This is a genomic window from Bradyrhizobium sp. LB14.3 (genome assembly GCF_040547985.1).
Taxonomy (GTDB): domain Bacteria; phylum Pseudomonadota; class Alphaproteobacteria; order Rhizobiales; family Xanthobacteraceae; genus Bradyrhizobium.
Genome location: NZ_JBEPQT010000035.1, coordinates 1 through 14,081 on the forward strand (window position 1 = coordinate 1; position 14,081 = coordinate 14,081).

The window sequence follows — 14,081 nt, forward strand, 5'->3', positions numbered from 1 at the left end:
CAATGCGCGCCGACAAGACCGACCAGAGCTTCACTTCAATGATCTATCTGGCCGCGGCCGCGATAAACTCCAGATGAATCCCAACAGACCCTAGACAAGCTCGGCAACGGCGACAAAGCAAAATAGGCTAATGCGGCGGGCGCTGACGCCCTGCGCTTGCGGAGGCTTTTGAGCTCCCTCCAAACCCTTGGCGCTCATTCTCTGCGCAAGGCGACTTCTGCGCGATTTTTCAAGGCATTGGGGCGAAGTGGCCGCGCAGAAATTCGCAAGATTTCGTCGAACCTTTGAGCGTCGCGATAGACATACGAGTGTTGGGGGATTTCAGCGCCCAATGCCTAACGGACGCCGCCAAGCGATGATATTCCGCTTGCGCGGCGTTGCGCTTTTCGAAGGTTCAGTTCGTGGCGTACCAGCCGAGCGGAAACGGCAGGAACGGCCAGACCAATTGATTGTCGTTGGCAGCCTTCCGCGGCTCTTGCTCCGGCGTCTTCGCGAACAGCGGAAGCAGCGTCGATTGCAGCGCCAGGCGCAGGCATGCACATTGCAAATTCATCGTGGTCGCCCCAGCCCATCTATGTTTCTCAAAATTTATGTCGGCTTAAAATCACTGCGCGCTCTCAAAACGGCGCGCTCATTCTCAAATCGTTCGTTCATTCTAGAAAAATTGGCGCCGGCTTTCAACCTGTCTTGCTGCTCCGTCCCGAGAAGTAAGGTTGATCGGTTAGGTTAAGGGCGAGCGGTTGTTGCAGCGGGCTTGGCGATCGTTATCAGATCGGTCCCGGCGCGCGACGGACTGCCCGAAATTCGTGTTCACACGAGATCACAGTTCGTCGCGGCGCTCGTATCCTGTGAGTTCTGCATCATGTCTTTCGATCGCAACCTCCGAACCGTCGGTCCGCAGGCGAGCTGGACGGAGATCTGGCACCTCTGGACCGTGCTTGTGCCGCGCCGCTCGATCAACGGGCAGTTCGTTTACGGCAGGGTCTGGCGCCGCCATGACGGCCGCGACTGGATCTACAAGAGATTCACCGAGTTCGACAGCGAAGCGGCGGCCTGAACGGCATTGCTGCTGACCGGCGCGGTATCGCTGCCGCCCCTTCAGGTAGCCTTTGCCGCTGCGGCTGCCGGCTTGGGCGGCGGCGGCTTCAGCGGCTTGTCCTGCTTCTTCGACCACGAGATGTAATAGGCCACCGTCGTCATGATCGCGATGCCGGCGACGCTGACGAAGATCTGCGCGAACAGCGAGCCCGAGCTCATCGACAGCTCGAAATGGCCGACGAAGGACAGGAACACGCCGACGCAGAACACGGCGAGCGATTGCTGGCCGCAGACGATGATCGGATCGAACCCTTTCCATTCCAGGCCCGGCCAGTCCTTCGGCACGAAGCGGATCACCAGGATCACGATCACGACGAAGTGGATGAAGCGGTAGGGCGCGAGGTTGGTCTTGTCGTTCGGGTTGAACGCCGAGAACAGCCATTCCGGGAACATGCCGGCGAGGGTCGGGAAGCGGCCGGCCATGGTCATGACCAGCGCGAACAGCATGTAACCAAGACACAGCCACAACGTGATCGGCGCGTTGATCAGCGTCATCGAGCGCCGCGCGCCGCCCATGGCGCACCAGGCGCCGAACACGAACAGCACCTGCCAGCAATAGGGGTTGAAGTACCACTGGCCGGCCGGATAGGCGTTCAAGTTCAAGCCGAAATGGCGCGCGGTCAGCCACAGCGCGATGGACAGCACCATCGTCAGGTCCGGCTTGCGCAGCATGAACCAGAGCACCGGCGGAAACAGGCCCATCAGCACGATGTAGAGTGGCAGCACGTCGAGATTGAGCGGCTTGAAGCGCAGGAACAGGCCCTGGCGCAGCGTCTCGGTGGCGTTGTCGACGAGACCGGCGACGTTGAACTCGTTGATCATCTCGGAATCGCCGAAGCGCAGCGCCAGATAGCTGATCGAGGCGATGTAGATCACGAACAGGATGATGTGGGCGACGTAGAGCTGCCAGACCCGCTTGGTCAGCCTCGTGGCGCCGACGAGGAAGCCACGCTCGAGCATCATCCGGGCATAGACGAAGGAGGCGGTGTAGCCGGAGATGAAGACGAACAGGTCGGCGGCGTCGGAAAAGCCGTAATTGCGGGTGGTGATCCAGTTCACCACATTGTCGGGGATATGGTCGAGAAAGATCGCCCAGTTCGCGATGCCGCGAAACAGGTCGAGCCTGAGGTCACGGCCCTTTTCGGGGAGCGTGGCGTTGATGTTCAGGAAGGCCATGCGACGGGAGCTTTCGGAGGGGACAGACAGGCTGATGTCAGCGAGGCAGTAGCGCCGGGCGGGATCCCGGCGCGGAACGCGGGTACGCAATTGTCACGGTGCAGCATAATGACTATACCCGTCGGCGAGCCACCCCGGGGGCCGGAATCACCGATTCAGTTCCCAAAAGGCGTCTCTATACTATGCCCGCGGTTTCCACCAACTGCTACCGTGACGCATCGAAATCGAACGAAAAGACGAACAAGAGGCCCGGACCATCCATGACCGCACGCATTTTCAAGCCCGCCAAGAACGCGATGCAATCCGGCCGGTCGAAGACCATGGAATGGCAGCTCGACTACGAGCCCGAGCAGCCGCGCGCGGTCGAGCCGTTGATGGGCTGGACCTCGTCCGGCGACATGAAGCAGCAGATCACGCTGCACTTCCACAGCAAGGAAGAGGCCGTGGCCTATTGTGAGCGCAAGGGCGTCGCATACCAGGTGATCGAGCCCAAGGAGTCGGTGCGCCGGCCGGTTGCTTATTCCGACAATTTCTCGTTCCGCCGCGGCGAGCCCTGGACGCATTGAGGGGCGGTCGACGCGCCCAAGACTCTCGTCGTGCCCGGGCTTGTCCCGGGCATCCACGTTTTAGCACCCGCGCAAAAGCTTGGATGCCCGGGGCATAGGCGAGCGGAAGCGACGGCGTCCTTCGGACAGCTGTGCCCGGCCACGACGCGGATTCTTCCCACCGTGCGGCCTCTTGGCACCAATTTCGCCGCGTGCTTCGCTGACGTGCATGATGGGCTCATGGCGAGGTGGGGTATGGCGGGGCGTGATCAGCTCGACGGCGTCGACTTGAAGATACTAGCCGAGTTGCAGCAGGACGGGCGGGTTCGCAACAACGAGCTGGCGCTGCGCGTCGGCGTGTCCGCGCCGAATTGCCTGCGGCGGCTGAAATCGCTGTTCAGCCGCGGCGTGATCCGGGCGGTGCGCGCCGTCATCGACGAGCGGCTGCTCGGCTACGAGGTGGCGTCGTTCGTCTCGATCCAGCTCGGTAGCCAGGCGCAGCCGGTGCTGGCGGCGTTCGAGAGCTCGATAGCAGCGATCCCGCGCATCCAGCAGTGCTGGCGGATTTCGGGCGACACCGACTATCTTCTCAAATGCGTGGCGCCGAGCGTCGAGAGCATGCGCCAGCAGCTGCTGCATTTCGCCGCGATGCCCAACGTGAAGAACGTCCGCAGCTTCCCCGTGCTGGGCGTCGCGAAGGACGTGCCGTTGCCGCTGCAGGGGATCGCGGCGGCAGGATAGGCGGCAGCGTCGCCGAAGCAAACGCAGTCGCGCACCAAGCTCCGTTGGGCGGGCAGACCAACTCGAACTGATCGAGACCGGTTCGAAACGTTGCGGCCGCCGGGTTTTATCCCGGGGACCGCAACAGCATGACAGTCCGCGGTTCTGCGCACTGAAGCGTGGCGAATAAATACCTCGTGGCGCATCCTTCGAGACGCCCGCTTTGGGCGGGCTCCTCGGGATGAGGCCTTGTTTGGCGGCGAAATGTCAGAACCTGGTGAGGAGCGCCGCCTCGCGGCGCGTCTCGAACCATAACGCCCGCGTCTCACCGGTACCGGCCGCGAAACTCGCGTGGGGACGCGCCGGTCCACGTGCGGAAGGCGCGGGAAAAGCTCTTTTCGTTGCGGAAGCCGGCGATCTCCGCGATCCGCTTGATCGGGGTGCGCCCGCGCATCAGCTCTTGCTTGGCGAGCTCTAACTTTGCCTCTTCCTTGAGATCGCGCAGCGAGGTTGCCTCCTCGCGCAGGCGCCGATGCATGGTGCGGGTGGAGAGCGCGAGTTCTCTCGCAACATCCTCGGCGCCGAGACTGCGTCCGCGCGCATTGCGAAGCACGCGGCGGACGCGCTCGACCAGCAGCCGGTCGCGCCGATAGGGCAGCACGGTCAGCCGCAGCGCACCCTTGAGCATGTTGTCGAGATCACTGGCGCTGCGCGTGAGCGGCAGCGAGAGATAATGCTTGTCGAAGATGATGCAGGCGTGGTCCGCATCGAAGCGGATGGTCCGGCAAAAGATGGTCGGATAGACCGAGACATGGCCCGGCTCCGAGTAAGGGAATTCCGCGGCGCGGAGCGCAATTCTGGAATCGACCGCCCAGCAGGAGAAACCCAGGACATAGCGGAGCAGGGTGACCAGGCAGAATTCGCGCAACGGTCCGAGGTCGCGCAGTTCGCGGATGGAGACGACCGCGGTTTCCTCGCCGACCGCGAGATCGAGCAGCACGTCCTCGGTGAGGAGGCGATGATGCCGGCACCAGCGCTTGAGCGCGACCTCCAGCGTCGGGGCCGTGATCGAAGCGCGGCAGAGCATGCCATAGGTGCCGAAGGGCAGGCGCCGCGAGAACCAGCCGAGCGCCTCGTCATCGAGCTCGCGCATCGCATGGCCCGCCATGGCCTCGAATTGGCCGGCTGTGACCCGGCCACCCGGAGAATTGACCAGGTCTGGCGCTACCTGACCCCGGCTCAGCGCCTCGGTCGGATCACGGCCGTAGCGTTCGTAAGCGGCAACGACGCCGCGGACGAAGGCGGCAGGGGTCACGGCGCGGCGCGGGATCGCGGTTGCGACTTGAAAGGGCATCGGAAATCCTTCGGGAAAATCCTCGCCAAGTTTGGCGGAAAATGCAACCTTTTCGACCGCAGAAGGGCCCTGATGCCGCTAGGTTCGGTCCCCAAAACACGGAGGAATCGCCTTGTACATCCCGAGCATCGATTTCGATCTGGGCGAAGACATCGGCATGCTGCGCGACACGCTGCGCGCTTTCGTGGAGGCGGAGATCGCCCCGCGCGCCGCCGACATCGAGAAAGCCAATCTGTTCCCCGCGGACCTCTGGAAGCGCCTCGGCGACCTCGGCCTGCTCGGCATGACCGCGCCGGAGCAATATGGCGGCTCCAACATGGGCTATCTCGCCCATATCGTCGCCATGGAGGAGATTTCGCGCGGCTCGGCTGCCGTGGGGCTGTCCTACGGCGCCCATTCCAACCTTTGCGTCAACCAGATCCGCCGCAATGGCACCGACGCGCAGCGGCAGCGCTACCTGCCGAAGCTGATCTCCGGTGAGTACGTCGGCGCACTCGCGATGTCCGAGCCCGGCGCCGGCTCCGACGTCGTCTCGATGAAGCTGCGCGCCGACAAGCGCGGCGACCGTTACGTGCTCAACGGCTCAAAAATGTGGATTACCAATGGCGGCGATGCCGACGTGCTGGTGGTGTATGCCAAGACCGATCCGGAGGCCGGCCCGCGCGGCATGACCGCGTTCCTCATCGAGAAGGGCTTCAAGGGTTTCACCCACGGCCCGCATCTCGACAAGCTGGGCATGCGCGGCTCCAACACCTATCCGCTGTTCTTCGACGAGTGCGAGGTGCCGGCAGAGAATGTGCTGGGTGAGGTCGGTGGAGGTGTCAAGGTTCTGATGTCCGGCCTCGACTACGAGCGCGCGGTGCTCTCCGGTGGCCCGCTCGGCATCATGGCAGCCTGCATGGACGCAGTGGTGCCCTACATGCATGAGCGCAAGCAGTTCGGGCAGCCGATCGGCGACTTCCAGCTGATGCAGGGCAAGCTCGCCGACATGTATTCGACCTGGCAGGCCACGCGCGCCTATGTCTACGCCGTCGGTCGCGCCTGCGACCGCACCGATCATGCGCGCACCCTGCGCAAGGATTCCGCTGCCGCAATCCTCTATTCGGCCGAAAAGGCGACGTGGATGGCGGGCGAGGCGATCCAGGCGCTGGGCGGCGTCGGCTACACCAGCGAATTTCCGGTCGGCCGTCTGTGGCGCGACGCCAAGCTCTACGAGATCGGCGCGGGCACCTCGGAAGTGCGCCGCATGCTGATCGGTCGAGAACTGATGGCCGAGACGGCTTAAAACCTTCACGAAATTGGAATCAACATGCCGCTCCATTCCAACATCGATACGTCTTCTTCGGACTTTGCGCGCAATTCCGAGGCCATGCGCACCCTCGTCGCCGACTTGCGCGAAAAGCTGAGCCAGGTCGCCGGCGGCGGCGGCGAGGTCTCGCGCAACCGCCACACGTCGCGCGGCAAGATGCTGGCGCGCGAGCGCGTCGACCTCTTGGTCGATCCCGGCACCGCGTTCATGGAGCTATCGCCGCTTGCGGCCTATGGCCTCTATGGCGGCGACGTGCATTCCGCGAGCGTCGTGACGGGGGTGGGGCGCATCTCGGGCCGCGAATGCGTGATCGTCGCCAACGACGCAACTATCAAGGGCGGCACTTATTACCCCATGACAGTGAAGAAGCATCTGCGCGCGCAGGACGTGGCGCGGCAGAATAATCTTCCCTGCGTCTACATGGTCGATTCCGGCGGTGCCTTCCTGCCGCTGCAGGACGAGATCTTTCCGGACGAGCGGCATTTCGGCCGCATCTTCTACAACCAGGCGCAGATGTCCTCGCAAGGCATCCCGCAGATCGCGATCGTGATGGGCTCCTGCACCGCCGGCGGCGCTTATGTGCCGGCGATGTCGGACGAGAGCATCATCGTGCGCAATCAAGGCACCATCTTCCTAGGCGGGCCGCCGCTGGTGAAGGCCGCGACCGGCGAAGTCGTGAGCGCCGAGGAGCTCGGCGGCGCCGACGTGCATTCGCGGCAGTCCGGGGTGACCGATCATTACGCCCAGAACGATGCGCACGCGATCGGCATTGCCCGCCGCATCGTCGACACGTTCAAGCCATCCGTGCGGCCGAACCTTAACATGCATCCGCCGCGCGATCCGCTGTTTGCGGCGGAGGAGATCTACGGCGTGGTGCCCGTCGACGGACGCAAGCCCTTCGACGTGCGCGACATCATCGCGCGCGTCGTCGATGGTTCCGAGTTCGACGAGTTCAAGAAGCTCTATGGCACGACGCTGGTGTGCGGCTTTGCCCACATCTGGGGTTTTCCGGTGGGCATCATCGCCAATAACGGCATTCTCTTCAGTGAAAGTTCGCTGAAGGGCGCGCATTTCATCGAGCTGTGCTGCCAGCGCGGCATTCCCCTGGTGTTCCTGCAGAACATCACCGGCTTCATGGTCGGCAAGAAATACGAGGCTGGCGGTATCGCGCGTGATGGTGCGAAACTCGTGACCGCGGTCGCGACCGCGTCGGTGCCGAAATTCACCGTCGTGATCGGCGGCTCCTACGGCGCCGGCAATTACGGCATGTGCGGCCGCGCCTATAGCCCGCGCTTCCTGTGGATGTGGCCGAACGCGCGCATCTCGGTGATGGGCGGCGAGCAGGCCTCGATGGTGCTGAGCCAGGTCCGCCGCGACAATATCGAGGCCAAGGGCGATAGTTGGTCCAAAGAAGACGAAGAGACATTCCGCAACCCGATCCGCGCGCAATACGAGAGCCAGGGGCATCCATATTATGCGACCGCGCGGCTCTGGGACGACGGCGTGATTGATCCGGCCGACACGCGCCTCGTGCTCGGCCTTGGCCTCTCGGCGGCGTCGAACGCGCCGATCGAACCGACGAAATTCGGCCTGTTCAGGATGTAATGCGATGGACCGCTCAAAGCTCTACCGCCGTTTTCGCACGCTCCTGATCGCCAACCGCGGCGAGATCGCCTGCCGCGTCATCCGTACCGCGCGCGCTATGGGCCTGCGCACGGTCGCCGTCTATTCCGAGGCCGACCGGGGCGCGATGCATGTCGCGCCCGCGGACGAGGCCGTGCTGCTCGGGCCCGCACGTGCCCGCGACAGCTATCTCAATGTCGAGCGGCTGATCGAGGCCGCGCGGAAGACCGGCGCGGAGGCGATACATCCCGGCTACGGCTTCCTGTCGGAGAATGCCGAGTTCGCGCGGGCTTGCTTCGATGCGGGCCTGGTCTTCGTCGGCCCGACTGCCGGGATGATGACGGCGATGGGCTCGAAATCCGGCTCCAAGGCGCTGATGGAGAAGGCCGGCGTGCCGCTGGTGCCCGGCTATCACGGCGAGGCGCAGGACGATGCAACGCTGGCGAAGGCCGCGGACAAGGTCGGTTTTCCCATCCTGGTGAAAGCCTCCGCCGGCGGCGGCGGCCGCGGCATGCGCATCGTGCGCTCGGCGGACGAGTTCGCGCCTGCGATCGTCAGCGCCAAGCGGGAAGCGAAAGCCGCGTTCGGCGACGATCGCATGCTGATCGAGAAATATGTCGATAACCCGCGGCACATCGAGGTGCAGGTGATCGGCGACAGCCACGGCAATCTGCTGTCGCTGTTCGAGCGCGAATGCACGTTGCAGCGCCGGCACCAGAAGGTGATCGAGGAGGCGCCGTCGCCGACGCTCAACGCCGCCCAGCGCGAGACAGTCTGTGCCGCCGCGCGAAAGGCGGCGGGGGCCGTCAACTATGTCGGCGCCGGCACCATCGAGTTCGTCTCCGACGGCAAGGACGTGTTCTTCATCGAGATGAACACCCGTCTCCAGGTCGAGCATCCCGTGACCGAGCTGATCACCGGGATCGATCTGGTCGAATGGCAGCTGCGGGTCGCCTTCGGCGAGGCGCTCCCCTTGAAGCAGGACGAGATCCGCTTCAACGGCCATGCGGTCGAGGCACGCGTCTACGCGGAAAACCCGACCAAGAATTTCATGCCGTCGGTCGGAAAGCTCTCGACATGGCGGATGCCCGCCGAGACCGGCGGCTTGCGCATCGACGCCGGCTATCGCGAGGGCGATACGGTGTCGCCGTATTACGATGCCATGCTGGTAAAAATGATCGCCTGGGCGCCGACGCGGGATGTCGCGATCGAGCGGCTGAACCGCGGTCTGGAAGAGTCCGACGTCCGCGGCATCGTCACCAACATCCCGTTCCTCTCGGCCCTGATAACGCATCCGAAGGTGCGGGCGAATGCGATCGACACCGGCTTCATCGAACGCGAGCTGGCGGTTCTGACGCAAGCCTCGCCGGCACCCGGAGAGCTCGAGCTCTGCGCCGCCGTCGCCGCTGTGATCAACGACGAGCGGCAGGCTGCGCAAGGCGACGCAAATTCGCCGTGGCAGACCTTTGGCTGGATGCCGGTCGGCCGCCGCCAGCGCAACTTTGCGTTTCGCGCCGGTCATGGTGTCAGTCATGGGCCCGAGCAGAAGATCACGCTGAATTATGGCAGCGGACCATCGACGCTGGTGATCGGCGGACGCGAGCTGGCGTTTGCGATCGCGCCCCGGGACGGCGGCTTCGACCTGACGCTTGACGGCGTCAAAACGTCGGTCGCGGCCGTGATCGACGGCCACGAGCTGTATTTGCGCACGCGCAATGGCCGCTTCGACCTGCATTTGGTCGATCCGTTCGGCGGCGAGACCGAGGAGCAGGCCGGCGCGGACAAGATCGCGGCGCCATTGCCGGGCACGGTCGTCGCCGTGCTGGCGGAGGTGGGTGCCAAGCTCGAGAAGGGCGCACCGATCCTGACGCTGGAAGTGATGAAGATGGAGCAGACGCTGCGGGCGCCCTATGCCGGCGTGCTGAAGTCCGTCAAATGCAAGGTCGGCGATATCGTCCAGGAAGGCGTCGAGCTGGCCGTGGTCGAGCCTTTGGAAGAGTGACATGAGCGACCAGGTCCGCATCATCGAAATGGGGCCGCGCGACGGCCTCCAGAACGAGAAGACCGCGGTCAGCGTCGAGGCGCGCATCGCCTTCATCGAGGCGTTGGTCGCGGCCGGGCTGACCACGGTCGAAATCGGTGCCTTCGTCTCGCCCAAGGCGATCCCGCAGATGGCAAGCTCGGATGCCGTGCTGCGCGGCGTGAGCCATTTGCTGGGTGCCGAATTCCACGTGCTGGTGCCGAACGAGAAGGGCTATGACGCCGCGCGCGCGGCCGGCGCGAAAGTTATCTCGGTGTTCGCGGCGGCCTCCGAGGGCTTTTCGCGGGCCAACATCAACTGCACGGTCGCGGAATCGATCGAGCGGTTCAAGCCGGTGCTGGCGCGCGCCAAGACTGATGGTGTGAAGGTGCGCGGCTATATTTCCTGCGTGCTGGGCTGTCCGTTCGACGGCGAGATCAAGCCGAAGGCTGTCGCCGATCTCGCCAACGCGCTGTGGGCGCTCGGTTGCTACGAAATCTCGCTCGGCGACACCATCGGGGTCGGCACGCCTGATAAGGCCAGGGAGATGTTGCGCGCGGTCGGCGCCAACATTCCTGCCGACAAGCTGGCGATGCATTTCCACGACACCTACGGCCAGGCGCTCGCCAATCTCTACGCCGGCCTGGAGCAGGGCGTCCGCGTCATCGACGCCGCCGCCGGCGGCCTCGGCGGCTGTCCCTACGCGCCGGGCGCGACCGGTAACGTCGCGACTGAGGATGTCGTCTACATGCTCGAAGGCATGGGGATCAGGACTGGCGTGGACATGGACAAGCTGCTGGCGGCCACGAACGCGATGAGCGGCGTGCTGGGCAAGCCGCCCGTGAGCCGCGTGGCGTCCGCGCTGAACGCGAAGAAGAGGCGCGTCGCTTGCTAGTTCTCCGTCATTGCGAGCGGAGCGAAGCAATCCAGAGTCTTTCCCCGGCGCGATTCTGGATTGCTTCGCTCCACTCGCAATGACGGGGGGAGAGAGCGTCACCTGCTCCCGTCCGGCCCCATCACCAGATCCGGCAGTGCGGTCGAGATCCCCGGCACGAAGCACAACAGCAGCACTGCAAGCATCATCAGCAGCACGAAGGGCAGGGTGCCCCAGATCACCTCGCGGAGCGGGATGTCGGGCGCGACGTTGCGGATGACGAAGATGTTGAGGCCGACCGGTGGATGGATCAGCCCCATCTCCATCACGATGGTCATGACCACGCCGAACCAGATGATATCGAAATTTGCGGCGCGGAGCGGCGGCAGGATGATCGGCGCGGTCATCAGGATGATCGAGACCGGCGGCAGGAAGAAGCCGAGCACGACGACCATGACGAGGATCGCGAACAGGAGGCCCCAGCGCGGCAGGTGCATCGCGACGACGGATTCGGCAGCCGATTGCGAGATGTGCAGATAACTCATCACGTAGGAATAAAGCAGCGACATGCCGATGATCATCATCAGCATGGTCGATTCCCGGATCGTCGACTTCAGGATGGGCGCAAGGTCGCTCGGCCGCCACACACTGTAGATCGCCGCGATCAGCGCCAGTGCCAGGAGGCCGCCGAGGCCGGCGGTCTCTGACGGCGTGGCATAGCCGCCATAGAGCGCGATCATGACGCCGGTGAGGAGCAGCACGAAGGGAATCACGCGCGGCAGCACGCTGAAACGTTCGGCGAGCGTGTACTCGTCGCGGGCGAGGATCGCGGCCTCCGGTCCGCCGTTCTTGTAGATCGCTTCAGCCGCGGCATATTCCTGGCGGAAGCGGATCACGGCGTAGGTGCCGAACAGCGAGACCAGCAGCAGGCCGGGCCCGATGCCGGCGAGGAACAGCCGTCCCAGCGATTTTTCGGCGGCGACTGCAAACAGGATCATGGTGATCGAAGGCGGCAGCAGGATGCCGAGCGTGCCGCCGGCGGCGATGATGCCCGCGGCAAAACCGCCGGAATAGCCGCGCTTGCGCATCTCGGGGATGCCGGCCGAGCCGATCGCCGAGCAGGTCGCGGGCGAGGAGCCCGCCATCGCCGCGAACAGGGCGCAGGCGAACACGTTGGCGACGCCGAGGCCGCCGGGCACGCGGTGCAGCCAGGCGTGTAGGGCCGAGTAGAGATCCTGGCCGGCGCGCGACTTGCCGATCGCGGCGCCCTTCAGGATGAAGAGCGGGATCGACAGCAGCGTGATCGAGGCCATTTCCTCGTAGACGTTCTGCGTCACCGTATCGAGAGAGGCGGCGGGCATGTAGATGCCCATGAACACGACCGCGACTGCGCCGAGCGCGAACGCAATGGGCATGCCCGAGAACATCACGACAAGCGTCGCAATGCCGTAGGCGAGGCCGATACCGAAAACGCTCATGGACGCCTGGCTCCTGCGAAGGGCAGCGCAAGCTGCACGATGATCTGGACGCAGAGCAGACTCATGCCGAACGCCATCAGCGTATAGGGGATGGCCAGCGGCGGCGACCACATCGAGTTCGAGACCTGGCCGTCGACATAGGCTTCATGCGCCAGCGTCCAGGACTTCCAGGCGAAGAAGGCGCAGAACAGGAACGTCACGGCATCGACCAGCCAGAGCCTGATCCTGTTCGCCAGCGGTGAGAGCAGGCCGACGAAGGCCTCGATGCCGATGTGACCGCGGTTCTGCTGCACATAGGCGGCCGTCATGAAGGTGGCGCCGACCAGCAGGAACACCGCAGCCTCGTCCTGCCAGTAATTGGCGGCCTTGAACAGAGCGCGGCTGAGCACGCTGTAGCTCAGGATGGCGCAGGCCGCGATCAGTGCGACCGCGGCGAACACGACGATGATGTTGTTGAGGACGGCGAGACCGCGATCGATCGCCGCCGCAAGGCCGGTCCTTGCGGCAGCGTTTGCCTGGTCGTCACGATCCGGAAGCGGACCGTGGCTCATGCCGCGACGTCGGTAGCGAGCTTGAGCAGGTTGGCAGCGGTCGCGGTCTTGGCGCCGTAGTCCTTCCAGGCGGTATCGCGGGCGATGTCGCGCCACTTGCCGACGGTCGCGGCATCGAGCACCGAGACCTTGGCGCCGGCCTTCTCGTAGACCTTGGCGACCTCGACGTCGTCGTCCTGCGCGCCCTTGCGGCCGAAGGCTTCGAGCTCGGTGCCGACCGCGAGCAGGACGTCCTGCTGGTTCTTCGGCAGCTTGTCGAAGATCGCCTTCGACATCATCAGCGGCTCAAGCATGAACCAGTAGGACGCGCCTGCGCCCGAGGTCAGCGACTTCGCGACCTCTTCGAGGCGGAACGAGATCAGGCTGGTGGATGAGGTGATGCCGGCATCGCAGGCGCCGGTCTGCATCGCCGCGTAAATTTCGTTCGAAGGCACCGACAGCACCGAGGCGCCGGCGGTCTGCAGCACCATGTCCATCTCGCGTGAGCCGCCGCGCACCTTCAGGCCCTTGGCGTCCTCAGGCGACACGATCGGCCTGGAGCGGCTGGCAACGCCGCCGGCCTGCCAGACCCAGCTGAGCAGGATGATGCCCTTGTCGGCGAGGAAGTCGGTCAGCGCCTTGCCGACTGGCTCCTTCTTCCAGCGCATGCCCTGGTCGTAGGTGGTGACGAGGCCCGGCATCAGGCCGATATTGGTCTCCGGCAATTCGCCGCCGGCGTAGGGCATCGGATAGAGGCTGATGTCGAGCGCGCCCTTGCGCATCGCGGAGAACTGCGCGTTGGTCTTGATCAGCGAGGAGTTCGGATAGATTTCAGCAGCGATGTCGCCATTGCTGCGCTTGGCGACTTCGGCGGCGAACATGCGGCAGAGGCGGTCGCGGAAATCGCCCTTGTCGACTGTGCCGCCCGGGAATTGATGCGAGATCTTCAGCGTAGTCGCGGCATGCGCGGTACCGGTGCCGAAACGGAGAATGGCGGGTGCGGCGACGGCGGTCGCGATCAGGTGGCGGCGCGTGAGCATGGTGTTATCCCCTTGAACTGTTTCTTGATGGTTCTTGTTTGCTGTGATTTTCAGTTGGTCTTTGAGACTGCGCTGAGGCCCATCCTAGCCGGTCTTTCAGGCAATGTTCTCTCATCTGATAGTTCGAGACCCAATGCCGCGGCAAGTGCCGGGTATGTTGCGTTGCACACTTTCAATCCTCGTGTGTACGCCGAACGAAGGGCGGCGACGGGCGCGCAGAAATTTATCAGCGTCCGCGTAACAACGCCCCGTGGCAATCCGTCGAGATCAGATAGCGGCGTCCGTCGCTGACAAACATCATCTCGAAGGGAAGA

13 protein-coding genes are annotated in these 14,081 nt (G+C 64.3%); 7 read left to right on the forward strand and 6 right to left on the reverse strand.

What is annotated here, in order from left to right; all coding sequences use genetic code 11:
• Nucleotides 1-394: 394 nt before the first annotated feature.
• Nucleotides 395-553, reverse strand: a complete 159-nt coding sequence (locus ABIB00_RS34520; protein WP_354107444.1) for a hypothetical protein — start codon at nucleotides 551-553, stop codon at nucleotides 395-397.
• A gap of 309 nt (nucleotides 554-862) precedes the next feature.
• Between ABIB00_RS34520 and ABIB00_RS34525 the strand changes: the two genes are divergently transcribed.
• Nucleotides 863-1,057, forward strand: coding sequence for a hypothetical protein (locus ABIB00_RS34525; protein WP_354107445.1), 195 nt, complete (start codon nucleotides 863-865; stop codon nucleotides 1,055-1,057).
• Nucleotides 1,058-1,098: 41 nt separating this feature from the next.
• On the opposite strand, the gene ABIB00_RS34530 is transcribed toward ABIB00_RS34525, so the two are convergent.
• A complete protein-coding gene (locus ABIB00_RS34530; RefSeq protein WP_354107446.1) occupies nucleotides 1,099-2,274 on the reverse strand; it encodes an OpgC domain-containing protein in 1,176 nt (391 codons plus the stop codon).
• Nucleotides 2,275-2,534: 260 nt separating this feature from the next.
• Here ABIB00_RS34530 and ABIB00_RS34535 point away from each other — a divergent pair, with 260 nt between their 5' ends.
• The gene (locus ABIB00_RS34535; RefSeq protein ID WP_354107447.1) at nucleotides 2,535-2,840 is read left to right on the forward strand and encodes an ETC complex I subunit; all 306 of its coding nucleotides are present in this window, start codon (nucleotides 2,535-2,537) and stop codon (nucleotides 2,838-2,840) included.
• 234 nt (nucleotides 2,841-3,074) lie between these two features.
• Entirely contained in the window at nucleotides 3,075-3,560 is a 486-nt protein-coding gene (locus ABIB00_RS34540) for an Lrp/AsnC family transcriptional regulator (RefSeq protein WP_354107448.1), read from the forward strand.
• 304 nt (nucleotides 3,561-3,864) lie between these two features.
• On the opposite strand, the gene ABIB00_RS34545 is transcribed toward ABIB00_RS34540, so the two are convergent.
• The gene (locus ABIB00_RS34545) at nucleotides 3,865-4,893 is read right to left on the reverse strand and encodes an AraC family transcriptional regulator (RefSeq protein WP_354107449.1); all 1,029 of its coding nucleotides are present in this window, start codon (nucleotides 4,891-4,893) and stop codon (nucleotides 3,865-3,867) included.
• Between the two features lie 157 nt (nucleotides 4,894-5,050).
• Here ABIB00_RS34545 and ABIB00_RS34550 point away from each other — a divergent pair, with 157 nt between their 5' ends.
• Genes ABIB00_RS34550 through ABIB00_RS34565 form a run of 4 tightly spaced genes read left to right on the forward strand, consistent with a single transcriptional unit; the run spans nucleotide 5,051 to nucleotide 10,740 of the window.
• The gene (locus ABIB00_RS34550; protein ID WP_276001465.1) at nucleotides 5,051-6,178 is read left to right on the forward strand and encodes an isovaleryl-CoA dehydrogenase; all 1,128 of its coding nucleotides are present in this window, start codon (nucleotides 5,051-5,053) and stop codon (nucleotides 6,176-6,178) included.
• Nucleotides 6,179-6,202: 24 nt separating this feature from the next.
• Complete coding sequence (locus ABIB00_RS34555; RefSeq protein ID WP_354107450.1) at nucleotides 6,203-7,807, forward strand: carboxyl transferase domain-containing protein; 1,605 nt, start codon at nucleotides 6,203-6,205, stop codon at nucleotides 7,805-7,807.
• Nucleotides 7,808-7,811: 4 nt separating this feature from the next.
• Nucleotides 7,812-9,827 (forward strand): acetyl/propionyl/methylcrotonyl-CoA carboxylase subunit alpha, encoded by a 2,016-nt coding sequence (locus ABIB00_RS34560; RefSeq protein ID WP_354107451.1) that lies wholly within the window; start codon nucleotides 7,812-7,814, stop codon nucleotides 9,825-9,827.
• Between the two features lies 1 nt (nucleotide 9,828).
• Nucleotides 9,829-10,740, forward strand: a complete 912-nt coding sequence (locus ABIB00_RS34565; RefSeq protein WP_354107452.1) for a hydroxymethylglutaryl-CoA lyase — start codon at nucleotides 9,829-9,831, stop codon at nucleotides 10,738-10,740.
• A 98-nt stretch (nucleotides 10,741-10,838) separates the two neighbouring features.
• Here the strand turns inward: ABIB00_RS34565 and ABIB00_RS34570 are convergent, their stop codons facing one another.
• The 3 genes from ABIB00_RS34570 to ABIB00_RS34580 are packed head-to-tail and all read right to left on the reverse strand — an operon-like array spanning nucleotide 10,839 to nucleotide 13,767.
• Nucleotides 10,839-12,197: a TRAP transporter large permease gene (locus tag ABIB00_RS34570; protein ID WP_247349081.1), complete on the reverse strand. Its 1,359-nt coding sequence runs from the start codon at nucleotides 12,195-12,197 to the stop codon at nucleotides 10,839-10,841.
• Nucleotides 12,194-12,748 carry a TRAP transporter small permease gene (locus ABIB00_RS34575; RefSeq protein ID WP_354107453.1) on the reverse strand — a complete coding sequence of 185 codons (555 nt, stop codon included), beginning with the start codon at nucleotides 12,746-12,748 and terminating at the stop codon, nucleotides 12,194-12,196. The genes ABIB00_RS34570 and ABIB00_RS34575 overlap by 4 nt, the downstream gene beginning before the upstream one ends.
• Nucleotides 12,745-13,767 carry a TRAP transporter substrate-binding protein gene (locus ABIB00_RS34580; RefSeq protein WP_354107454.1) on the reverse strand — a complete coding sequence of 341 codons (1,023 nt, stop codon included), beginning with the start codon at nucleotides 13,765-13,767 and terminating at the stop codon, nucleotides 12,745-12,747. The genes ABIB00_RS34575 and ABIB00_RS34580 overlap by 4 nt, the downstream gene beginning before the upstream one ends.
• Nucleotides 13,768-14,081 lie beyond the last annotated feature (314 nt).